Source organism: Enterococcus phoeniculicola ATCC BAA-412 (assembly GCF_000407505.1).
Lineage (GTDB): Bacteria > Bacillota > Bacilli > Lactobacillales > Enterococcaceae > Enterococcus_K > Enterococcus_K phoeniculicola.
Window position 1 is genome coordinate 121,163 of the sequence record NZ_ASWE01000002.1, and the last position, 22,691, is coordinate 143,853.

Consider the following 22,691-nt stretch of genomic DNA (forward strand, 5'->3'; position numbering starts at 1 on the left):
GTTTATACACAAAAAGTGTAAACGGGAGGTGAGTGAAATGGCTCAGAGAATCCCTCAAGAAGTCATCGACGAGATTCGAGGGAAAACGGATATAGTCGAAATTATCGGTCAATATGTTCAACTGAAAAAATCTGGAAAAAACTATTTAGGTTTATGTCCATTTCATGAAGAGCGAACACCTTCATTTTCAGTGGCAGAGGACAAACAAATTTTTCATTGCTTTGGCTGTGGAAAAGGCGGAAATGTTTTTAACTTTATTCAAGAGTTAGAAGGAGTCTCTTTTCCAGAGGCGGTAGAAAAGGTTGCAGAGCTTGAGCAAATTCCTTTACAGGGGGCTTGGAAGCCTTCAGGAGAAGCTGTGGAAGGAAACTCAAGGCAAAGACAGCTGATTGAATTACACGAAAAGGCAAATGAACTTTTCCATCATTTGTTAGTCCGTACAAAAGCAGGTGTGGAAGCACTTGATTATCTGCTTGAACGTGGGTTAACTATGGAGCTTATTGAAGAATTTCAAATTGGTTTTGCGCCAAATGAGCGACAATTTTTAGTTCAGGTATTTGAAAATGAAGCTTACGATTCCGAGCTGATGAAAGAAAGCGGTTTGTTTGTTCAAAGAGATGGTGGAACCTTTGTTGATCGATTTTATCAGCGAATTATGTTTCCTATTCGAAATGCTCAGGGAAAAACAATTGGTTTTTCTGGTCGGTTGTTAAAAACGGAGAAGTTTCCTGGAACAGACCAGCCCAAATATTTAAATAGTCCTGAAACAGAGCTATTTAATAAACGTTTAGTTCTTTTCAATTTTGACAAAGCGCGAAGTACGATTCGAAAAGAGGGTGAAGTTTTCCTATTTGAAGGATTCATGGATGTAATTGCTGCCTGGCAGGCGGGAATTAAAAATGGGATTGCTTCAATGGGGACAAGCTTAACGAATCAGCAGTTGTCAGCAATTGAACGGGTGACAAAAGAATTAGTTATTTGTTACGATGGAGATAGTGCAGGAATTGAAGCTACAAATCGAGCGATTGAACTTTTGAATGAGAATAGTCGGCTCCATTTATCTGTTGTCAGTGTTCCAGAAGGACGCGATCCAGATGAATATTTGAGGAAATACGGCGAAGAAGCATTTAAAGAATTGGCGCTTCACGGAAGAGAAACGGTTTTTACTTTCAAGATGCGATATCATCGTGTAAATCGAAATCTGCAAAATGAAAAAGAGCAGCTTGATTATATTCAAGACCTGCTTCAAGAATTAGTTTCCGTTGCTTCACCAATTGAGCAAGATATGTATCTTACACAGCTTTCTACAGAATTTCAGGTAAGTCGGGAAAGTCTCCAAGAGCAATTACGTTCTTTAAAACAGGAATCTCGTCAACAAAGAAGAGCTTCCAGACAGCGAGAAACATTTGCTCCCCAAGCCCCTGCAGCACCAGTGGATGCACCAAATGTACCGCTATCGCTGGTTGAAAAAGCAGAGCGGATATTATTGTACCGAATCTTTAACGAACAAGGGGTTAGAAATAAACTGAACATGCAAAATTTTCAGTTTGCACATGACCACTATCAAGAAATTTACTTTTTATTAGAAGCATTTCTAGAAGAACGGAGTTATTTTACGTTACCAGAGTTTCTAGATTTTCTAAAAAAGGAAGAACTACGAAAAATAGTCATTGAAATTGCTTATCTTCCAATCGGAGAAACAAGCTCTGAACGAGAGATTCAAGACCTTATGGTGGTCATCGGAAAAGCTAGCTTAGCTGACGAAATAAAACAAAAAAAATTATTGCAGCAAGAAGCAAGTCGAAACGGAAACCAGCAGTTGGAATTGGAACTGGCAATTGAAATAATAAATTTAACAAAGCAGTTAAAAAAGCCTAATAGCTAACTAGAGGGGGCCTTCTTTCATGGCAAAAGGAACAGAAAACAAAGCGTATAATGAAGCTGTTGCAACATTCATTAAAGAAAATAAAGCAAACGGACAAGTAGTATATGACGAATTGTCCAACAAATTAGCAACACCATTTACTTTAGATGCAGAAGCAATGGATAAGCTTATTCAAAAAGTCGAAGATGCAGGAATTAGTGTGGTTGACGAAAATGGAGAGCCGTCTATTCATAGTCTAAAAAGTAATGAGAAAAAAGCCAAAGAAGCCGAACAAGAAGATCTTTCTGCTCCAACTGGTGTGAAGATTAATGATCCAGTACGTATGTATTTAAAAGAAATCGGTCGAGTTTCTTTGTTAACTGCGGAAGAAGAAGTTGCGTTAGCATTAAAAATAGAAGAAGGCGATCAAGAAGCAAAACAACGTCTTGCTGAGGCCAATCTTCGTTTAGTTGTTAGTATTGCAAAACGTTATGTAGGTCGTGGCATGCAGTTTCTTGACTTGATTCAAGAAGGAAATATGGGCTTGATGAAGGCTGTTGAAAAATTTGACTATCGCAAAGGATTTAAGTTTTCGACATATGCAACTTGGTGGATTCGTCAAGCAATCACTCGTGCGATTGCCGATCAAGCGCGTACCATTCGTATTCCAGTTCATATGGTTGAAACAATTAATAAATTGATTCGCATACAACGTCAATTACTTCAAGATTTAGGTAGAGAACCGACTCCAGAAGAAATCGGTGCTGAAATGGACTTGCCAACTGAAAAAGTTCGTGAAATCCTAAAAATTGCACAAGAGCCTGTCTCATTGGAAACGCCAATTGGTGAAGAAGATGATTCTCATTTAGGCGATTTTATTGAAGATCAGGAAGCGACAAGTCCTGCAGAGCATGCAGCATACGAGCTGTTAAAAGAGCAGCTTGAAGATGTATTGGACACGTTAACCGATCGTGAAGAAAATGTCTTGCGTTTACGTTTTGGTTTAGATGATGGACGAACACGTACACTAGAAGAGGTTGGGAAAGTATTTGGTGTAACGAGAGAGCGGATTCGTCAGATTGAAGCCAAAGCATTACGAAAATTACGCCATCCATCTCGCTCAAAACAATTAAAAGACTTTTTAGAATAAGCGTCAAAGTTTGTTTGTTATATAATTAAAGAGCTGGACTAAGAAGAAAGTCATTAAAAATAAGTGGTTAAAGCGATTATAATGGATTGCTTTGGCCGCTTTTTTGTCATTTTTATTTAAAATATATTTAAAATATTACTTGTTTTTAAGAATTCTTAACAAAATCGTAAAGCGGAAGGGCTTTTCTGTTATCATATTATATGATAGATTAAAGCGTAAGTGTAAAAATAAACTAAGGAGCCGAAAAATAGTGGGAAAAAAGTGTCCAAATTGCGGATTTAAATATAATGACGATTTAGATAGCTGTCCAAAATGCGGCTTTGATTTGAAAAATCAATCAAATGAAGAGAAAATTATTGAAGAGCAAAATGATGATATCAAATGGTCAGAGTACGGAGATGTTCCATTGGAGTCTGTGATGGAGATGTTTAATGAAAATGATGCAGAGGAGAAAATGGCAGAAAGCGAAAAATCAGCGATTTCTGCGGATTCTGAAGATGAGTTATCTGAGCCGGGAGTATCTGAAGAAGAATCAAATGCTTCTAGTGAGGAAGACGAGCAGCCAGCAGAAAATTCTCTTTTAGCAGCCTATATTCGTGAGCATCGAGAAGATAGTGAAATATCTGAGTCAGATGTAGAAAACGCTGAAGTAATCACAGAAGAATCTGATACATCAAATCAAGAGGATGAAGATAGCCATGATGTGCCATCAGAATCTGACCTACAGGGTTCTGATAGTGATGAATTCCAAGAAGATTTATCTGTGAAAGAAGAAACGGTATCTGCCGATCAAGAAGAGAAAAATACACAGGCGGTCAACAAAGAAACGGATGAATTAATAGCCGGGAAGCCTAAAGTTACGGACCCATTACCGATTTTTGGTGAAGCTCCAAAGGAATCAGATTCTAATAAAGTTCTTTTAGACGAAGTCGAACTTTTAGATTCTGATGCTGACAAGTCAACATCAGAACCAACATTTGAAAAATCAGAGATAAAGCCAGAAGCTTCAAATAAAAAGAAGACGATTGCTCGAGGTATTACGGCGGTTGCGGTTCTAATTTTGGGTGCAAGTGCGTGGAGTGTTTACAGCCAAAACAAAAAAGAAAATGATGCTCAACAAGTAGAAGAGACAAAGAAAAAAGCAACAGAGCTTGAATCTATTCAAAAAAGTTTAGATGCTTTTTACACGGATGATACACACGAATTTATACGTGTTGAAAAAGTAGGTGGAGATTTAACCAAATTATCGACACAATTAGATGCACTAAAAGATCAAAAAGGATATGAAAAAGTTTCTACTACGTTTACAGATGTTTCAAATAAGGTTTCGATGATTCAAAAAACAAATGAATTATTTACTGAGCCTGTGATTTCTGATAATACATTGGTAAAAAATCCATTATTAAAAGTAGATAAAAAAATTGATCTTGAACCGATGAAAGAGGATACAGCATTTGCTAAATTGATTAATGAGGCTATCTCTGTTGCACACACACAATTCGATGAGTTACAAGCAGCTAAAGGACTCGTTGATGTTGTTTATCTTGACGGAAAAGTTACTGATAAAGCAAATAAAGAAAACTACGACGCTGCAAAAAAAGCAGTAGAAAAAGTAAAAAATACCGAATTAACAAAAGAACTAACAAAAGGCCTAGAGGCAGTTAAAAAACAATTAGATGCACAAGAAAACAAGGCAAAAGAAGAAGCGCAAAAAGTAGAAGCTGAAAAACAAGCAGAAGAAGCGGCAGCTGTAGAACAAACAAATGCTGCTGAATCGAATACTGTGTCTGATACACAATCAGATTCAACTTCATCAAATGCTTCTGATGTATCTGGAGTTGAATGGGCCTATGACAGCAAAGGAATGAGACATCCTGCTTTCCAAAAAAACAATCAAGGATTACCGATTCTATCTTCTAGACAAAGTGATATTGATGATGTCAATAATGCTGCTTGGACATGGGCACCTGGGGTCAAAGAGAATGTTTTATCTATCGCATTCGACCGTGGCTATATTGTGGAAGGTGGGTATTACTTAGAACCAGTTCGAATTGAAGATGGGGAAGGATTTTATAATCTTTATGCGACCTCTCCATCAAACTTGCTTGGTTCTGAGTACTCGTTTCCTTTCTATTTGATGACCATCAATTGTAAGACTGGATGGTTTGGTGGGAATGGAAGCGACCAGACACAATAAACATATGTATAAAGCTGATAAATACAAACTTTCCGATAATAAGGGAGTGTGAATTAAATCAGTCAGATGGCGAGGATATAACTATCTAAGTTATATCCTCTTGTCTTTAATAAGCTAGAGTCCAAAACATGATTTTTTTAGTTATGTTTTGGACTCTTTTTAGCGTATAGACCTTCAATTCAAAGAGTGTTTCAATCTGCTTACAAGAGGAACGGAATTGCATAACAGCTCAAAAAAATTGCGAAGATAGTAAAATCAATTGCCAATTATTTTTAAAATAATCACATCTTTATTTCATCTTTTAATAAAATTCATTATATTTTTAGTTATGGAAATTCAGAAAAAAGAAAGATGCGATGGTTAAAGAAAAAATGGATATGGATTATTGATTGAAAGGAAAGTGGACATGAAGGTGGTAGAGATGATGGATTTTAGGTGAGCGGGGTTTGTTTTTAGCTTCGAGTATGGATATATCAATAGAGGGGAAGCATTGCCGATAGCAGCACGTGTAAGATTAAATCAAAATATGAAAAAAGCCAAAAGAAATACTCTGAAAAAAGGGTTCTCAGTGATCCGTATTTTGGTTAGTATTTAGCTTAGTAATAGTCGCTTTATTTAATATATTTAATTAAGTAAATTATTTTAAAAAACAATAATGATATTTTTGGTTTGTTTGAATTTTGAAAATATAATGAAAAAGTGGTGGTATTTAAGTGGGGAAATGGATACTTATTAGAGTATGACCCATCATTGGACATTCAAAAGGAACGAAATGAAGTAATCCTTGTGTGTCAAATAATATTCAAAATATAGTCGCGTATAACTTGGCACCAGTAACAAAGGATTTCTTTTAAACCTTTGCTAGTTTTCAACTAGGCGGACAATTACGATTTAATAAATCAGGAAGGTCAGAGTCTACTTAATAAAAATAGGTTTCTAGTTGACTTGTGAATAGGAAATTAGACCGTTCCTTTTAAATTTATTTATTGCTGGAAAAAGTAAAAACGGGGAAGATATAGTTAGAATAAGGGAAAATATTAGTTAATAGTCAGAAAATTTAGAAAAATTTTCTTTTTCAAGTTGCGTTGCACTTTCAACTTCGTTATGATAGAAGCAATCTCTAAACATAGAGGTCTTTTTTGGGAGGAAATAAGTTGCTTTAAGACGTTAAAGAATTGCTTATTGATTTATTAAATAAAAATCTATTTTTGATAAACGGGAGTGAGGAGAAAGCTATGGAAAGTCAAGGGAAATCAGCAGTAACATTTCGAGAAGGAGTAGAGGCTTGCTTGCCAACTGTTCTTGGCTATTTAGGAATTGGTTTAGCTGCGGGTGTTGTTGGAAAAGGTGTTGGCTTATCAATCTTTTCAATTTTAATGATGTCTGTGTTTATTTATGCAGGAAGCGCCCAATTTATTATCTGTGGAATGATTGCGATTCAAGCACCAGTGGCAAGCATTGTTTTTACAGCATTTTTAGTGAATCTTCGTCACTTTCTAATGAGTATGTCTGTGGCTCCACATTTTAGAAGTGCGAATTTATTGGAGAGTATAGGGATTGGTACACTACTTACTGATGAATCTTATGGCGTTTTGACAACGGTTCTGGCGAAAAAACAGCCGGTGACTGTTCCGTGGATGAACGGGTTAAACATAATGGCTTATTTGACATGGATTGCTGCTACTGTTTTAGGCGGGCTGATTGGGGAATATATTCCTAGCCCAGAACGATTTGGACTTGATTTTGCACTAATTGCCATGTTTATTGGTTTGTTTGTTCTTCAAGTAGATTTACCGATTCGAAAACGTACGCGACAAACGATTATTGTTCTGATTAGTGTATGTGTTTCATTGTATTTATTGATGAGTGTTCTCTCTCCAGAGCTATCGGTCTTGATTGCGACACTTATTGGCTGTTTGGTAGGGGTGGTGACAAATCATGACAACTAACTATCTATTTCTTGTAATTGCGGGTTCAGCAGTTGTTACATGGATTCCAAGAATTGTGCCGTTTATTTTGTCTAAAAAAGTTGATTTTCCTAAATGGCTGATGGATTTTTTATCTTACATTCCAATTTGTATCTTGACGGCATTGCTATTTCAGAGTATTTTAGAAGTTCGGACTGGTAAACTGCCAGCAATTGATTTATTATCATTAGTGGCATGCTTACCAACTTTTTTGGTAGCCATTCGCACAAAGGATTTAATGAGAACGGTAATTGTCGGTATGGCGACAATGGCCTTACTTCGATTGTTTTTTTAAGTAGAGGAGAAAAATATGAATACATTATTAGCTACAGTATTTAGTGGAATGATTACAGATGAGAATGATACTCATTATTTTGTACAAAAAAATGGCTTGACGTTTCGTTTGGCAAAAACAGAAGGCGAACATAATTTAGGTGATGTAGTTGAAGGTTTTGGCTACATTAATCAAAAACAAGAGTTGAGTATGACAACAATAATTCCAAAAAGTCGTGTGGGACATTATGCATTTGGGACAGTCACAGGCACACGAAGAGATTTAGGTGCGTTTGTGGATATTGGTCTTCCAGACAAGGATGTGGCAATTTCTTTAGATGAACTGCCAACAATGCGTGAGCTTTGGCCTAAAAGCGGCGATCAGCTAATGATTTCTTTGAGAGTCGATCCAAAAGATCGGATCTGGGGAACATTAGCAGATGAAAAAATTTTTAAAGCGTTGAGTAACCTCGGCAATGAAGAGATGAAAAATCAAAATGTTAGTGGAACTGTGTATCGCTTAAAGCTGGTAGGTTCTTATCTTTTAACAGACGATTTCCATATTGGATTTATCCATCCATCCGAACGGTATCAAGAGCCTCGTCTAGGAGAAAAGGTGACGGGTAGAGTGATTGGTGTTCGTCCAGATGGCGTGTTAAATATCTCATTAAAACCACGTGCGTATGAAGCGATTAGTGATGATGCAGCAATGATCTTAACATTTTTGGAGCGAGCACCTGAAAATAAAATTCCTTATACAGATAAATCAACACCTGAAGAAATACTTCAAACCTTTGGAATTAGTAAAGGACAGTTTAAGCGTGCACTGGGCAGCTTGCTGAAACAACGAAAAATTCAACAAAAAGATGGGTATACTTTATTAAATAAAGATTCTAATTGAGAATCCTTGCCAAAAGCTTGATTCTAACCTATAATTATTATAATTTATAGGCTGGAATCAAGCTTTTATTTTATAATCATTATAAATAAGGAGAAGGTAGTCACATGAATCCTATTGCAGCACTTAAAAAAACGAAAGAACAACTTCACGAATCAGGATTTAAATTGACTCCTCAAAGGGAAGCAACCGTACTTGTATTACTTGAAAATGAAAAGGACCACTTATCGGCTGAAGAAATTTATTTTTTAGTGAAGCAAAAAAGTCCAGAGATTGGTCTTGCCACCGTTTATCGAACATTGGAAATTTTAACAGAATTAAGAATTGTCGATAAAGTAAGCTTTAATGATGGTCTTGCACGCTATGACCTGCGAAAAGAAGGGGCAAAACATTTCCATCATCATTTACTTTGTCTAGAGTGCGGAAATATTGAGGAAATTGAAGAAGATTTATTAGGATCGGTTGAACAAATTGTTGAGCAAAGATATCAGTTTGCTATTAAAGACCATCGTTTGACTTTCCATGGTATTTGTCGGGAATGTCAACTGAAAAAAACAGAAACGGCTGATGAACCAAAGGACGCCGTCCAGTCACAGCAATAGTACTTGCTTATACCTGGATTGGGGAATTTTATAGATTGTTCATAAATAGTTTGTTTTATTAGCAAGAAGATGAGATCGGGACAGAAGTGTTCAGCTCCAAGAAATAAGAAGGAATTCACGAAGATTGTTCCTCAAATCTTTGGGAATTTCAGCTTATTTTCGAAGCCTTCAACTCTAGCATGTTTCATGCGTAGAAGTTGTTGAGAGCGAAACGCAGTGGAGACCTTCAACTCTAGCATGTTCCATGCGTAGAAGTTGTTGAGAGCGAAACGCAGTGGAGATGAGTTGCTTCTGTTCCCGCCGTTTATTAAGATTTTACAAAGGTGTGGAATAACTTAATTAGTTATGTCCCACCTTCTTTTTGTATTTGTTGAATTTTTCAGCAATTGAATTTGCGTGGAAAGAGTAATTTTTTCTATCCTTCCTACAGGTTATTTGATATGATAAAGAATGCGAAAGTTAGGTGATTTCTGTGAAAGACCAGATTATTGAATATCTGCATTACTTGAATATTGAACGAGGACTAGCTTTAAATACACGAGTGAGCTATGAACGTGATTTAACACAATATACAACATTTTTGGAAGAGAATCAGATTACCTCCTGGCAACAGGTAGACCGTTTTTTAGTGGTTACCTATCTACAGAAATTACAAACAGAAGGAAAATCATCGGCAACGATTACTCGAATGGTTTCGAGTTTACGACGATTTCATCAGTATTTGAGACAAGAACGAATCACAGACCACGACCCTATGCAGCATATTGATTCGCCAAAAAAAGCACAAAAGCTTCCTAGTACATTAAGTCTGGAAGAAGTTGAACGATTAATTGAAACCCCAGATACTAGTAAACTCTTGGGGATTCGAGATCGTGCGATACTAGAAGTGATGTATGCAACAGGGCTTCGTGTAAGTGAACTGATTGGACTTAAACTAGGCAATCTTCACTTATCTATCGGATTACTCCAGACAATCGGAAAAGGAGATAAGGAACGAATTATTCCGCTTGGAGATTATGCAATTCATTGGATTGAACGCTACTTAGAGGAAGCTCGTCCAGCTTTGACGAAAAAGACACCAAATGAGCTGCATTTATTTGTTAACAATCATGGCCATGGTTTATCTAGGCAAGGGATATGGAAAAACTTGAAAACAATTGTTCGAGAAGCTGGAATTAACAAAGATGTAACCCCCCATACGTTGCGTCATAGCTTTGCGACACACCTTTTGGAGAATGGGGCAGATTTACGAACCGTTCAAGAGCTGCTAGGTCATGCGGATATTTCAACGACCCAGATCTATACACACATTACTAAAAAGCGAATGACAGATGTGTACAAGCAGCATTTTCCACGAGCATGAGGCTTTAGCTATATTTTTATGAAGAAAGTAGGATTAGCGTGCAAGAAATTAATGTAAAGCTAGATGTGTTTGAAGGACCGTTAGATTTGTTGTTACATTTGATTAAAAAACTTGAAATTGATATTTATGACATCCCCATTTCAGATGTAACAGAGCAATATATGACCTATATTCATACGATGAAAACGCTAGAGTTAGAGGTGGCAGGCGAGTATTTAGTTATGGCAGCTACGTTAATGGCGATAAAGAGTCAGATGCTGTTACCAAAGCAGGAGCTTGAGATAGAAGAAGAGGAAATAGAAGGGGAAGATCCTCGGGATGCGCTAGTTGCTCAGTTATTGGAGTATCGTAAATTTAAGTATGCAGCAGAGGTTCTTTCAGAAAAAGCGGATGAACGAAGCTTATATTATACAAAAGAACCGATGGATGTAGATCAGTACAAAGATTATAATCCTAAGTTGCCGCTTAATCAGTTGAACACTATTGATTTATTTTTAGCTTTTCACAGCATGTTGGAAAAACGAAAGAAAAAGAAAGTTGTAGAAACAACGGTTGCAACAGACGATGTAACGATTGAAGAAAAAATTCAAATGATTGAAGCACAAATTGCACGCCTGCCGAGAAATAAGGGCTGTACATTTGATTCATTTTTCACTGGAGAATCGCGTTCTGAAATTGTGACCACATTTATGGCGTTATTAGAATTAATGAAAACAGGACGAATTAAGGTAGAGCAGGAAGCCAATTATGAGCCGATTATGCTCTACGGAACAGTAGGAGAACAAGCAGATGATCAAATTGAGTGAGTTGGAAGCAATTTTATTCGTTGTAGGTGAGGAAGGAATTGGGTTAGATGAGTTGAGTTATCTCCTTGAAGCTGAGACTTCTCAGGTCTATGAATGGGTAGAGGAGCTAGGTAAAAGCTATAAAGAAGATGAACATTCTGCGTTAAATATTTTGGAGGTAGGCAATCATTTTGTGTTAACAACAAAAAAGAAATTTGCTCCATTATTAAAAAGGTATGCGCAATCGCCAATTTCAAATAAGCTTTCTCAAGCAGCACTTGAAACATTGTCGATTATTGCCTATAAGCAGCCAATTACGCGAATTGAAATTGAAGAAATTCGAGGTGTCCAGTCTTCAGGATCTGTTCAAAAACTAGTGGCTCGTCAATTAATTGAAGAAAAAGGTCGAGTGGAAGGACCGGGGCGTGCAATTTTATATGGAACGACTGCTTATTTTATGGATTATTTTGCATTGAAGTCCCTTGAAGAGCTTCCAGACATTCAGTCCATGGAAATAGAAGATGAAGAAGAATCAATGGATTTATTTTTTGACCGCTATAAAGGAAAAGAGTTAGAAACAACTGAAGAGGAGCAAGAATAATGGAACGATTACAAAAAGTTATCGCACATGCGGGAGTTACTTCTCGAAGAAAAGCAGAGGAGTATATCCTTGCAGGACGTGTTCGTGTCAATGGAAAGATTATTAAGGAATTGGGCGTCAAAGTAGGTAAAGGGGACAAAATCGAAGTGGATGATGTGCCTATCTACCAAGAAGAGTATGGGTATTATTTGTTGTATAAACCAAAAGGGGTTATTTCGGCAGTTTCAGATGATAAGGAAAGAAAAGTTGTTACAGACTTTCTGCCAAGTGTTACTGAACGAATTTACCCAGTTGGTCGTTTAGACTATGATACATCAGGATTGTTGTTGTTAACAAATGATGGTGAATTTTCTCAAAAATTGACTCACCCAAGTCATGAAGTAGATAAAGTCTATGTGGCTAAAGTCAAAGGATTGGCAACAAAACAAATGCTTCATCCCTTAACTAGAGGAATCAAGATTGAAGGAAGAAAGACTGCGCCTGCCAAAGTTGAAGTGATTTCTGTTGATCCGCGAACAGGGACAAGTATAGTAGAGCTGACTATCCATGAAGGAAGAAATCATCAGGTGAAGAACATGCTGCAGGCCGTAGGGCTTCCCGTTCAGAAACTAAAAAGAGAAAAATATGGTGAATTAACATTAAAAGGATTACGTCCGGGAGACTATCGCGAATTAAACAAAAAAGAAGTTAGCAGCCTGTTGAATCTAGCAACGAATAAGACGAAGTAAGAAGGTTTTTTTTCTTACAAAAAATAAGTGTTTTTATAAGAGTAGATGATCGACTTGCTAGAGATTCCAGTAAATTGACAAAAATCATTTTCAGAGAGTTAAAACAAAATGCTTGTTTTTTTTCATTCGGAGTGTATACTATGTATGTAAAATAAAATAAAAGGTTCGTCTTCAGGGGCAGGGTGAAATTCCCGACCGGTGGTTATAGTCCACGACCCATCTCATTGAGGTGGCTGATTCAGTGAAATTCTGATACCGACAGTAAAGTCTGGATAAAGAAGATAGGGCTTATTTGAATTGATATTTTTGACGACTCAAATAACTCTAACTCTATTTTTCCCTGCGAAAAAATAGAGTTTTTTTGTTGTTTTGAGTAGAAATGAATATGAATTTGAAGGGTTCGTTGAAGATGTGTCCTTAACCAGGAGGATTTCAAAATGAAGAACAGTCGTGTACAAAAAATGGTCGCCATGTCAATGTTTGCAGCAATAGGGTTGGTGTTACAATTTATCGCAGTACCAATAATGCCAGCGTTCGATTTTCTAAAAATCGATTTTAGTGATATTCCTATTATGATTAGTATGTTTTTATTCGGACCGATGGCAGGAATTGCAACAGCAGTCATTCGCTCCGTGCTACATTTATTATTAACAGGATTCTCACCAGCAAATATGGTAGGTGATGTAGCGAGTATTTTTGCTTCTGTCTTGTTCACTTTACCGATGTTTTACTTTTTCAATAAGGGTAGTCATAAAATGCGTAATAAGGTGATTGGAACAGTCAGCGGAATTTTAGCTTTGACTATTTTCATGAGTATAGCAAATTACTTTGTCATTACCCCCCTTTATTTATTCTTCTTCGGAATGAATACGACTCAATTTTTAGGCATGCCGCTAATTAATTATGTATTAATTGGTATCGTCCCTTTTAATTTGATTAAAGGCTCAGTAGTTAGCATTGTATTTCTTTTCTTACATGCCAAGTTATTACCTTGGTTGGCGAAAAAACAACATCAACTTGAACGACCAACAACTATTACAAAATAGACATCCAGACTGACTTGAAACGAACCCTCGTTTTGAGTCAGTTTTTTTAGTCCATTCACAATAAAGGCGGTATAATTCTTGATGTGGATGAAGAAATTCGTCTACATCTATTTTTTAGGAAGAGTGTAGAGACACAGATTCTGTTTATTTCCAAAACTGTTCCTTCTTAAAGCACCTCGCTTTTAGAGAGCAATGAGAGCAGCTCTTCAATTCAAGTGTGTCTTATGCATGAAGATACGTTCCTTCCCAAAACGTTAGTAATAGATTAGAAAATCTGGATATAACTATAATCATTATGTTCTGGATTCCAGATTCTTTTCTTTGCTTTTTGACAAGTAGGACTAGACAAATTTTTCCTATACGCCTATCATAAAAGAAAGAGTAAGGGGTTATTAGCAAGAATAAATAGCCTGAAAAACGCAAGATACAAAAAATCGATAAATTTAGTCAAAAACGGGAGGCTATTAAAATGAAACAATTTGTAAAAAAGGTGCATCAGGAAGCAGCCGTTGAATCGTTGAAAGAATTAATTCGGATTCCATCAATTTTAGATGAGTCAGATGCAGGTGAAGGTCATCCATTTGGAACGCATGTTGTTGCTGCCTTGGATAAAGCACTAGAAATTTGTGATGAATTAGGGTTTAAAACATTTAAAGATCCTGAAGGGTATTATGGATATGCTGAGGTTGGCGAGGGCGAAGAGCTTTTTGGTATACTATGCCATTTAGATGTAGTGCCGGCAGGAGATTTGGCAAATTGGCAATCAAACCCATTTGAGCCTATTTTAAATGAAGGCAGTCTAATTGGTCGTGGGGTACAGGATGATAAGGGACCTTCAATTGCTGCGCTATATGCAGTGAAATCTTTAATGGATGAAGGCGTGACTTTCAATAAACGTATTCGTTTTATTTTTGGAACGGATGAAGAAAACTTATGGCGTTGTTTAGACAAATATAATGAAAAAGAAGAAGGGATTAGCCTAGGGTTTGCACCAGATTCTAAGTTTCCATTAATTTATGCTGAAAAAGGACTATTGCAAGCTTATTTAGTAGGGCCAGGTTCTAAAGAAATCGATCTTGATCTACCAGGAACCATGAATGTCGTTCCAGAAACGGCTAGTTATTCTGGAGATAAATTAGAAGAAGTCAAAGAAAAGTTAGCTTCTTTAAATTTTGATTTTCAAGATAATGGAGAATCTATTACAGTTATTGGAAAAAGTATTCATGCAAAGGATGCACCAAAAGGAACGAATGCCATTACACGATTAGCGATGGCGTTGTCTGATGTGGTTGATTTTGCCCCATTGAATTTCTTAGGAAAACTTGTAAAAGAGAATGCCACAGGAGAAAACGTTGTAGGAAAGACAGAAGATGAGCAATCAGGTGAATTAACTATGAATTTCGCGAGTCTAACCATTACACCAACTGAAACGAGAATTGGCGTGGATATGCGGATGCCTGTGACAGTTGTCAAAGAAGAATTGGTGAAAAAACTAGCGGATAAAGCAGCTGAATATGATTTGCGCTATGAAGAGTTTGATTTCATTGATTCGCTTTATGTTCCACTAGATAGCGAGCTTGTTCAAAATCTATTGAATACGTACCGTGACATCACAGGAGATATGATTTCTGAGCCCATTGTTTCAGGAGGAGCAACCTTTGCCCGTACTATGAATCAATGTGTGGCGTTTGGGGCGATTTTCCCTGATGTGGTTGGAATGGCTCACCAGCCAAATGAAGCTTGGGCACTGGACAGCATGTATAAGGCTATGGATGTCTATGCAGAAGCTGTCTATCGTCTGTGTGTATAAGTCATAAAAAAGTTGTTTGCACTGTGAAGCGACCTCCAAACGTTAGATTTTCGGAGGTCGCTTCGCTTTTTGCAGACAACTTTTTTAGATAATTTTGTATTTCCCCTGAGGTATTGTTAAAATAAATGTACCTTTATTTATCGAGTACGATTGCTCGAACTGGGCATTTTCTATAAGCTTCAAGAACAGCTGTTTCTTCGGATGTTGGAATGAATTGATGCTGCGCATTTGGCTCCAGCACAAAGCGTACAATCCCTTCGTCGTCATACTCAAAGATGTTTGGCGCGACAAGTTCACAGATTCCACAGGCAATGCAACGTTCTGGAATGATTTGGCAATTTTTCATAAACAGTCAATCCTATCTTATAAAGGAGTATAGTAAAACATGAATGAATTAATTCTATCCTTCTTTGAAGAAGGAAACAAGATGAAAGGAACAACTTTATATCATTTACTGCGAGGCAGGAGAACAAATTCAGTTTTGGTTTATGGCTTTTTTCATGGTGTTCTCCCTTATTTAGGGGCATTTCCTAAGTTAGACGAGTCTTTAATAAAAAAAATTCTTACTTATCATTGTTCAAAAGGTTTTTTGAAGGAAGATAAAGGGGAATACTTGCTGACGGATAAAGGAAGAAGGGCTTTAGAAAAGAATCCTTTTCGATTTCCAGAAATTGACTATTTTTCTTTTGGTAAAACAGCGCATACGAATTGGCGTTTAGTAAAATTTGCTATTCAAGTCGTTTCTTATCTTAGCTATAGTGAGAATGAGTATCTTCCTATTGAGACAAGTCCTTATTATACTATCCAAGTAAAAAATTGGTTGAGACGACAGGAAAGAAAACAACTTTCGGTGCAAATAAAAACGGAATTGACAGCGATTTTTCAACAGCTTTCTGACACACAGGCAGCTTTTTTATCAAATCAGTTTTCTGGAAGGCAGATTGATGGTGCGGTCGCCTATCAGTTATTACCAGATAGTATGCAGGAATTTCCTTATAACCAATTATTTGAAGATGAAGCGATCCATGCTTTTTTCAGGTGTTTAAAAGAATTACCAGAGTCAGCTCTCTATGAACTGGTAAAAGAAGGACTGAAACAAAATTATAATCAAAGTGTACGTCAAACCATTCGACTCTTTCTTCAAGGGGCAACAAAAGAGCAGGTAATGCAAGTGCGGCATATAAAAGAGAGTACAATTAATGACCATCTTATTGAATGGTCGATTTTGGATGAATCATTTCCGTTTCAGCAGTTCATTTCAAAAGAGACAGAAGAGCAGTTGCGTCAATTAAATTCTCCGATACTTACTTGGCAATATAGAGAAATAAATCAGCGTTTTTCACTAAGCTATGATAGTTTTCGTCTTTTTCAAATTCGAGAATATAGAAAGAAGGGACGAAAATGAATTTAGAGAAAGCACTTTTTCAGTATTTTGGTTATCAGACATTTCGTTCGGGGCAAAAAGAGATTATTTCTAGTCTTTTGAATGATAAGTCAACATTGGCTATTCTTCCAACAGGAACAGGGAAAAGTTTGTGTTATCAATTGACAGGCTATCTTAAAGAAGGACTTGTTGTCATTGTTTCTCCATTGATTTCTTTGATGGAAGATCAAGTAAGTCAGCTACAAAAAAAAGGAGAAAAACGAGTCATAGCTTTTAATAGTCTTCTTAGTAAAGAAGAAAAGAACTATGTGTTAGCTAGACTCTCTAGCTATAAATTTATATATTTTAGTCCAGAGATGCTTGTACAAAAAGAAATTATTCAAGCGTTAAAATTTGCAGGCGTTTCTTTATTTGTGGTAGATGAAGCACATTGTGTATCTCAGTGGGGAGTCGATTTTCGTCCAGAATACCGGCAGTTAGGAGAGGTTCAAAAGCAATTAGGCAAACCGCTTACTCTGGCTTTGACAGCAACCGCTACTCCACAGGTAAAAGAGGATATTCAATCTGTTTTATTCCAGGAGGAGCCTACTGTGGTTTCCGAATCTGTTAACCGCAATAATATTGCTTTATTTGTTCAACAAACAGAACATAAGCAGGCAGCAATACAGGAGATTCTTTCTAAAATGAGCGGTAGCGGAATTATTTATTGTGCGACGAGAAGACAAGTGGAACAATTATATCAGGAATTAAGAAATGATTTTTCTGTAGGATTTTATCATGGCGGATTAGAGCCTTCACAAAGAAAACAGCTCCAGCAACAATTTTTAACAAATAAACTAGCGATACTTATTGCAACCAATGCATTTGGAATGGGAATTGATAAAGCAGATATTCGTTTTGTAATTCACTATGATTTACCTGACAGCATGGAAAATTACGTGCAAGAAATCGGGCGTGCAGGACGCGATCAGCAAAATAGTCAGGCTATTTTACTCTATCAAACTGGGGATGAGCGAGTTCATTACTTTTTTAATCAAATGACCAATGAAGAGCGGTTAGGATTAGAATCATACCTTTTGAGTGAAGGGGTGTCTAAAGAGGATCTATCAGAAATACAGCAAAAATGGCTAGCAGAAATTCAACAAGAAGAAAACTCAGAACGAGTGTTTACTCGTATAAAAAATAAAGAAGTTCAGCGAGTAGAACAATTACAAAAAATGCTTGCGTATGTCCAAACAACTACCTGTAGACGTGAGTACTTAGTAAACTATTTTGACGAAACACTTGAACATAAGACGGCTAATTGTTGTGATAATGATGGCGCTAGTTATTTAATTGAAGAGAAATCAGCGGACTTAGGAGTGGAGCAAAGTCAGAAAGGGTTCGCTAATTGGGAAACAATTTTACTAAGATTATTTAAAGAAAAAAAAACTGATTGATTTTTGAGGACACATTTGAAACTCGTGTGGTATAATAGCACACGATAGTAATTAGGAGGGAATTTTACAGTGAGTAGAAACGATAAGAAAAAGCCGAAAACAGCAAATGAACCGTGGGAACAATCCATTTACGATACTGACTATGATCAAAGTGCTTCGCGCAGTCAACAAAGAAAAGGAAAAAAAGGGAATACGATGTTTTTGACCATGTTAGTAATCCTTCTTTTCTTAATTGCTGCTATTCCAACAGGGGTCTATATTTGGTGGTTAAATGATAATAAGACAACGCCAAATACACAAACAGCGACAACGACGACTGTTAGTAAAGAAACAAAAGAATCTTCAACAAGTAGCAGTACGGCAGGTTCATCTTCTACAGAGCAGACAAGCTCATCTTCTGTAGCTGATAATACGCAAAATGAAAATCAAGAAAATAACCAAGCAGAAAATGGGAATACAGATCAAAATACCAATCAGAACACGGATCAAAACACTAATCAAAACACAGATCAAAATACCAATCAGAATACAGATCAAAATGCTGGTAACCAAGGCGAAGAGTATACAGAGGTTTTAAATGGTGAAGGGCCAAATCAAATTGCAGCTCGTACGGGTGTTCCTGTGGAAACTATCTATGAACTAAATGGTATGACTCCAGATAATTTCAATCTAGTTCCTGGTCAGTCAATTCGAATCAAATAGATAAAGATAAAACGTAAGGCCGCTTTGGCGGTCTTTTTTATGGAAAAGAAACTTTGTCAGAATAAGCAAGTAAAGGATGTTCAATCGTGAAAAATATTAGTCTAGCCATAGATGGACCTGCTTCATCGGGGAAAAGCACCGTTGCCAAACTACTGGCAAAAGAATTTCAGTTTATTTATACAGATACAGGTGCGATGTATCGGTCGCTTACATATCTTGCTATTACACACCATGTGACGTTCGATGATGAAGCTGGGTTAGTTGATTTAATCAAAAAATATCCTATTTCATTTAAACAGACTGAAGAGGGACAGCTTGTATTTGTCGATGGAAAAGATGTTACAGATGCAATTAGACAACCAGAAGTAACGAATGCTGTTTCAGAAGTCTCAGCACATGCCAAAGTACGTGAAGAAATGGTCGCCTTGCAGCAAACAATTGCTGAAAATGGTGGTGTGGTTATGGATGGACGAGATATTGGAACAGCGGTGTTGCCTAATGCGGAAGTGAAAATATTTCTAGTGGCCAGTGTGACAGAACGAGCAGAACGCCGCTACAAAGAAAATCTGGAAAAAGGAATCGCTACAGATTTTGAGACCTTAAAAAAAGAAATTCAGCAGCGCGATTATATTGACTCCACTCGTGAAGTTTCTCCACTTACGCAAGCTGACGATGCGGTTCGAATTGATACGACAGGAATGTCAATTGATAAAGTAGTCGACGCCATTCACCAGATAATTAAAGAAAAAGGATATTTATAGGAAATATACAGAGAATTTACGGAAAAAACGTGAATTCTCTGTCTTTTTTTTCAATTCGTATCAGAACTTGCTTTTTTTTAGAAAAAAAGGTGGAAATCGCTTTATTTTTTTTGTAGTATCGCTTAGAATCAAGATAGTAGTGCAATTTAGAATCAAATGTTGGTTAGGAGGACATACGTCATGACAGAATTTGATCAAAATCAAGTGGAAAATGGCAATGAATCAATGGAAGCAGCTATTAATAGCGTCCAAGAAGTAAATGTTGGAGATGTAGTTAAAGGAGAAGTCCTTGCTGTCGAAGACAAACAAGTGATTGTCGGCATTGAAGGTGCCGGTGTGGAAGGTGTAGTTCCAGCTAAGGAATTATCAACTTTGCCTGTTGAAGATATTAATGAAGTAGTGAAAGTTGGCGACATTTTGGATTTAGTCGTTATTACTTCAATCGGAAAAGACAAAGAAAATGGCAGCTATCTGCTTTCTAAACGCCGTCTTGATGCTAAAAAAGTCTGGGAAGAAATTGAACAAGATTTCAAAGCAGGCAAAATTATTGAAGCACCTGTTACAAATGTTGTAAAAGGTGGATTAGTTGTTGACGTTGGTGTCCGTGGATTTGTTCCAGCTTCAATGGTTGAAGATCATTTTGTGGCTGATTTTGATGAATATAAAGGAAAGACATTAGCCTTTAAGATTATTGAAATCGAACCTTCAGAAAACCGTTTAATTCTTTCTCACAAAGCAGTTGTTGAAGGTGAAAAAGAGGAAAAGAAAAAAGAAGTACTGGCAAACATTCATGACGGTGACGTGGTTGAAGGAAAAGTCGCACGTTTAACAGACTTTGGTGCATTTATCGATTTAGGAGGGATTGATGGATTAGTCCACGTATCTGAAATTTCTCATAAACATGTAGATAAACCGAGTGATGTTTTAAGTGTTGGTGATGAAGTGAAGGTGAAAGTTCTTTCTATTAATCCAGAGCAAGAACGTGTGTCACTATCAATCAAAGAAACATTGCCTGGACCATGGACTGAAATTGAAGAAAAAGCACCTGTTGGTGAAGTATTAGATGGCGTTGTTAAGCGTCTAACTAGCTTTGGTGCATTTGTAGAAATCTTCCCTGGTGTGGAAGGGTTAGTTCACATCTCACAAATCTCTCACAAACATATTGCAACGCCTCATGAAGTATTAAAAGAAGGCGAAGAAGTAAAAGTGAAAGTTTTGGAAGTGAATCCAACAGAACACCGTGTAGCTTTAAGCATTAAAGCATTGGAAGAAAAACCTGAATCAGAAGCTGAGCCTAAAGAAGTTGAAAGCTATGAATTACCTGAGGAAAATACAGGTTTTACTATGGGTGATATTTTAGGGGATGCATTAAAAGGTGAAATTGAGGATACGAAAGAGTAGAATATTCGCTTTCTAAAACAGTCTATCCTTTAAATACGAATGAGGGCTGAGCTGCAGATTATGTAGTTCAGCTTTTTCATTTTATGCAGGAATGTTTAAAATTTGGTAAGTTCATGAAGTTTTTACTGACAGAAGTGTAAAGAATCAGTAAACTAGGCTTGCAACTTCACTGTTCATTCGTTAAACTAAGAAAGATTGAAACTGTCAAGGAGGACAAAAAGATGGCAAATCCAACAATAGCAATTGTAGGGCGCCCAAATGTAGGTAAATCAACGATATTTAATCGTATTGCCGGTGAGCGTATATCAATTGTTGAAGATACTCCGGGTGTTACAAGAGACCGGATTTATGCAAAGGGAGAGTGGTTAGGCCGTGAATTCAGTATTATTGATACTGGAGGAATTGACCTTGGCAATGAGCCTTTTATGGACCAAATTAAGCACCAAGCAGAGATAGCGATTGAAGAAGCCGATGTAATTATCTTTGTAGGAAGTGGTAGAGAAGGGATTACGGATGCAGATGAACTGGTTGCTCGAATTTTATATCGAAGCAATAAACCGGTGATTCTTGCGGTGAACAAAGTTGATAATCCTGAAATGAGAAATGACATTTATGAGTTTTATTCACTAGGATTAGGTGATCCATATCCAATTTCTGGAAGTCACGGACTTGGAATTGGTGATGTTTTAGATGAAGCAATTAAACATTTTTCAACAGATGCAGAAGATGAAGACCAAGAGACGATCAAATTTAGTTTGATTGGACGTCCAAATGTTGGGAAATCTTCATTAATTAATGCAATTTTAGGAGAAGATCGTGTTATTGTTTCTGAGATTGAGGGAACAACAAGAGATGCGATTGATACACGTTTTGTTGCAGAAGATGGTCAAAAATTCTTGATGATTGACACAGCTGGAATGAGAAAACGCGGAAAAGTTTATGAAAATACAGAAAAGTACAGTGTCATGCGTGCAATGCGTGCTATTGACCGCTCAGACGTCGTTTTAATGGTGTTGAATGCAGATGAGGGGATTAGAGAGCAGGACAAGCGTGTTGCAGGCTATGCTCATGAAGCAGGCCGTGGTGTCATCATTGTAGTAAACAAATGGGATCTTGTAAAAAAAGAAACCAATACACTTCGCGATTTTGAACAAGAAGTGAGAGAAGAATTTCAGTATTTAGATTATGCACCGATTGTTTTTGTTTCAGCAGTGACAAAACAACGATTGAATAAGCTACCTGAGATGATTCAATCAGTGAGTATCAATCAGAATTTACGAATTTCTTCTGCCTTGTTAAATGATGTGATTATGGATGCAGTAGCGATTAATCCAACACCTACAGATAAAGGGAAACGATTAAAGATTTTTTATGCAACACAGGTAGCTGTGAAGCCGCCAACCTTCGTTGTATTCGTTAATGAAGAGGAGCTAATGCATTTTTCTTATGAACGTTTCTTAGAAAACCAAATTAGGAAAGCCTTCACCTTTGAAGGGACACCTATTCGAATTATTCCGCGACGTAGAAAGTAAGCATTTTACCATACTCAAGTCGTTTTTACAAAGAAATTTCATCAAATAGAAAAAAATATAAATAAAATCAAAAAAAGCAGGTAAAAACTCGTAAAAACCTTGCTATTACAATGTTCTTATGCTATCTTGATTAAAGAATATTGAACCAAATCAATATTTATCATTTATTCTTGGACCACTCAAGAATA

At 36.8% G+C, this 22,691-nt stretch carries 20 protein-coding genes and 1 riboswitch; of the genes, 19 read left to right on the plus strand and 1 reads right to left on the minus strand.

The annotated features are described in order from the left end of the window. Positions 1 to 37: 37 nt before the first annotated feature. From dnaG to I589_RS07475, 13 genes are all read left to right on the plus strand, one after another. The gene (gene dnaG / locus I589_RS07415; protein ID WP_010768733.1) at positions 38 to 1,885 is read left to right on the plus strand and encodes a DNA primase; all 1,848 of its coding nucleotides are present in this window, start codon (positions 38 to 40) and stop codon (positions 1,883 to 1,885) included. Between the two features lie 19 nt (positions 1,886 to 1,904). Then, positions 1,905 to 3,014: an RNA polymerase sigma factor RpoD gene (rpoD, locus tag I589_RS07420; protein ID WP_010768732.1), complete on the plus strand. Its 1,110-nt coding sequence runs from the start codon at positions 1,905 to 1,907 to the stop codon at positions 3,012 to 3,014. A 250-nt stretch (positions 3,015 to 3,264) separates the two neighbouring features. Then, positions 3,265 to 5,211, plus strand: a complete 1,947-nt coding sequence (locus I589_RS07425; RefSeq protein ID WP_010768731.1) for a cell division site-positioning protein MapZ family protein — start codon at positions 3,265 to 3,267, stop codon at positions 5,209 to 5,211. A 1,235-nt stretch (positions 5,212 to 6,446) separates the two neighbouring features. Continuing rightward, positions 6,447 to 7,160, plus strand: a complete 714-nt coding sequence (locus I589_RS07430; RefSeq protein ID WP_010768730.1) for an AzlC family ABC transporter permease — start codon at positions 6,447 to 6,449, stop codon at positions 7,158 to 7,160. Further along, positions 7,150 to 7,473: an AzlD domain-containing protein gene (locus I589_RS07435; RefSeq protein ID WP_010768729.1), complete on the plus strand. Its 324-nt coding sequence runs from the start codon at positions 7,150 to 7,152 to the stop codon at positions 7,471 to 7,473. The genes I589_RS07430 and I589_RS07435 overlap by 11 nt, the downstream gene beginning before the upstream one ends. 15 nt (positions 7,474 to 7,488) lie before the next feature. Continuing rightward, complete coding sequence (locus I589_RS07440; protein ID WP_010768728.1) at positions 7,489 to 8,352, plus strand: CvfB family protein; 864 nt, start codon at positions 7,489 to 7,491, stop codon at positions 8,350 to 8,352. Between the two features lie 104 nt (positions 8,353 to 8,456). After that, positions 8,457 to 8,951: a ferric iron uptake transcriptional regulator gene (gene fur, locus I589_RS07445; protein ID WP_010768727.1), complete on the plus strand. Its 495-nt coding sequence runs from the start codon at positions 8,457 to 8,459 to the stop codon at positions 8,949 to 8,951. Between the two features lie 472 nt (positions 8,952 to 9,423). Next, the gene (xerD, locus tag I589_RS07450) at positions 9,424 to 10,314 is read left to right on the plus strand and encodes a site-specific tyrosine recombinase XerD (protein WP_010768726.1); all 891 of its coding nucleotides are present in this window, start codon (positions 9,424 to 9,426) and stop codon (positions 10,312 to 10,314) included. Between the two features lie 38 nt (positions 10,315 to 10,352). Then, positions 10,353 to 11,120 carry a segregation/condensation protein A gene (locus tag I589_RS07455; protein WP_010768725.1) on the plus strand — a complete coding sequence of 256 codons (768 nt, stop codon included), beginning with the start codon at positions 10,353 to 10,355 and terminating at the stop codon, positions 11,118 to 11,120. Next, positions 11,104 to 11,700, plus strand: coding sequence for an SMC-Scp complex subunit ScpB (gene scpB, locus I589_RS07460; protein WP_010768724.1), 597 nt, complete (start codon positions 11,104 to 11,106; stop codon positions 11,698 to 11,700). Before I589_RS07455 ends, scpB begins: the two co-directional genes overlap by 17 nt. Continuing rightward, positions 11,700 to 12,428, plus strand: a complete 729-nt coding sequence (locus I589_RS07465) for a pseudouridine synthase (protein ID WP_010768723.1) — start codon at positions 11,700 to 11,702, stop codon at positions 12,426 to 12,428. The genes scpB and I589_RS07465 overlap by 1 nt, the downstream gene beginning before the upstream one ends. 163 nt (positions 12,429 to 12,591) lie before the next feature. Further along, positions 12,592 to 12,715, plus strand: a riboswitch (FMN riboswitch). Positions 12,716 to 12,865: 150 nt separating this feature from the next. Further along, positions 12,866 to 13,474 carry an ECF transporter S component gene (locus tag I589_RS07470; RefSeq protein WP_010768722.1) on the plus strand — a complete coding sequence of 203 codons (609 nt, stop codon included), beginning with the start codon at positions 12,866 to 12,868 and terminating at the stop codon, positions 13,472 to 13,474. Between the two features lie 469 nt (positions 13,475 to 13,943). After that, positions 13,944 to 15,284, plus strand: a complete 1,341-nt coding sequence (locus I589_RS07475; RefSeq protein WP_010768721.1) for a M20 family metallopeptidase — start codon at positions 13,944 to 13,946, stop codon at positions 15,282 to 15,284. A 133-nt stretch (positions 15,285 to 15,417) separates the two neighbouring features. Here the strand turns inward: I589_RS07475 and I589_RS07480 are convergent, their stop codons facing one another. Continuing rightward, the gene (locus I589_RS07480) at positions 15,418 to 15,630 is read right to left on the minus strand and encodes a ferredoxin (RefSeq protein WP_010768720.1); all 213 of its coding nucleotides are present in this window, start codon (positions 15,628 to 15,630) and stop codon (positions 15,418 to 15,420) included. Between the two features lie 39 nt (positions 15,631 to 15,669). Between I589_RS07480 and I589_RS07485 the strand changes: the two genes are divergently transcribed. From I589_RS07485 to der, 6 genes are all read left to right on the plus strand, one after another. Further along, a complete protein-coding gene (locus I589_RS07485) occupies positions 15,670 to 16,689 on the plus strand; it encodes a helix-turn-helix domain-containing protein (RefSeq protein ID WP_010768719.1) in 1,020 nt (339 codons plus the stop codon). Beyond that, positions 16,686 to 18,107 (plus strand): RecQ family ATP-dependent DNA helicase, encoded by a 1,422-nt coding sequence (locus I589_RS07490; RefSeq protein ID WP_010768718.1) that lies wholly within the window; start codon positions 16,686 to 16,688, stop codon positions 18,105 to 18,107. The genes I589_RS07485 and I589_RS07490 overlap by 4 nt, the downstream gene beginning before the upstream one ends. A 69-nt stretch (positions 18,108 to 18,176) precedes the next feature. Beyond that, entirely contained in the window at positions 18,177 to 18,809 is a 633-nt protein-coding gene (locus I589_RS07495) for a LysM peptidoglycan-binding domain-containing protein (protein ID WP_010768717.1), read from the plus strand. A gap of 86 nt (positions 18,810 to 18,895) precedes the next feature. Next, positions 18,896 to 19,570 (plus strand): (d)CMP kinase, encoded by a 675-nt coding sequence (gene cmk / locus I589_RS07500; protein WP_010768716.1) that lies wholly within the window; start codon positions 18,896 to 18,898, stop codon positions 19,568 to 19,570. A 180-nt stretch (positions 19,571 to 19,750) separates the two neighbouring features. Beyond that, positions 19,751 to 20,971, plus strand: coding sequence for a 30S ribosomal protein S1 (gene rpsA, locus I589_RS07505; protein ID WP_010768715.1), 1,221 nt, complete (start codon positions 19,751 to 19,753; stop codon positions 20,969 to 20,971). Positions 20,972 to 21,192: 221 nt separating this feature from the next. Continuing rightward, positions 21,193 to 22,503 carry a ribosome biogenesis GTPase Der gene (gene der / locus I589_RS07510; RefSeq protein WP_010768714.1) on the plus strand — a complete coding sequence of 437 codons (1,311 nt, stop codon included), beginning with the start codon at positions 21,193 to 21,195 and terminating at the stop codon, positions 22,501 to 22,503. Positions 22,504 to 22,691: the final 188 nt, after the last annotated feature.

Excerpts from the sequence above, each read along its gene's own strand:
- dnaG (WP_010768733.1), top strand. The coding sequence starts at position 38 with ATGGCTCAGAGAATCCCTCAAGAAGTCATCGACGAGATTCGAGGGAAA.
- rpoD (WP_010768732.1), top strand. The coding sequence starts at position 1,905 with ATGGCAAAAGGAACAGAAAACAAAGCGTATAATGAAGCTGTTGCAACA.
- I589_RS07430 (WP_010768730.1), top strand. The coding sequence starts at position 6,447 with ATGGAAAGTCAAGGGAAATCAGCAGTAACATTTCGAGAAGGAGTAGAG.
- I589_RS07435 (WP_010768729.1), top strand. The coding sequence starts at position 7,150 with ATGACAACTAACTATCTATTTCTTGTAATTGCGGGTTCAGCAGTTGTT.
- I589_RS07440 (WP_010768728.1), top strand. The coding sequence starts at position 7,489 with ATGAATACATTATTAGCTACAGTATTTAGTGGAATGATTACAGATGAG.
- fur (WP_010768727.1), top strand. The coding sequence starts at position 8,457 with ATGAATCCTATTGCAGCACTTAAAAAAACGAAAGAACAACTTCACGAA.
- scpB (WP_010768724.1), top strand. The coding sequence starts at position 11,104 with ATGATCAAATTGAGTGAGTTGGAAGCAATTTTATTCGTTGTAGGTGAG.
- I589_RS07465 (WP_010768723.1), top strand. The coding sequence starts at position 11,700 with ATGGAACGATTACAAAAAGTTATCGCACATGCGGGAGTTACTTCTCGA.
- I589_RS07470 (WP_010768722.1), top strand. The coding sequence starts at position 12,866 with ATGAAGAACAGTCGTGTACAAAAAATGGTCGCCATGTCAATGTTTGCA.
- I589_RS07475 (WP_010768721.1), top strand. The coding sequence starts at position 13,944 with ATGAAACAATTTGTAAAAAAGGTGCATCAGGAAGCAGCCGTTGAATCG.
- I589_RS07480 (WP_010768720.1), bottom strand. The coding sequence starts at position 15,630 with ATGAAAAATTGCCAAATCATTCCAGAACGTTGCATTGCCTGTGGAATC.
- I589_RS07485 (WP_010768719.1), top strand. The coding sequence starts at position 15,670 with ATGAATGAATTAATTCTATCCTTCTTTGAAGAAGGAAACAAGATGAAA.
- I589_RS07490 (WP_010768718.1), top strand. The coding sequence starts at position 16,686 with ATGAATTTAGAGAAAGCACTTTTTCAGTATTTTGGTTATCAGACATTT.
- rpsA (WP_010768715.1), top strand. The coding sequence starts at position 19,751 with ATGACAGAATTTGATCAAAATCAAGTGGAAAATGGCAATGAATCAATG.
- der (WP_010768714.1), top strand. The coding sequence starts at position 21,193 with ATGGCAAATCCAACAATAGCAATTGTAGGGCGCCCAAATGTAGGTAAA.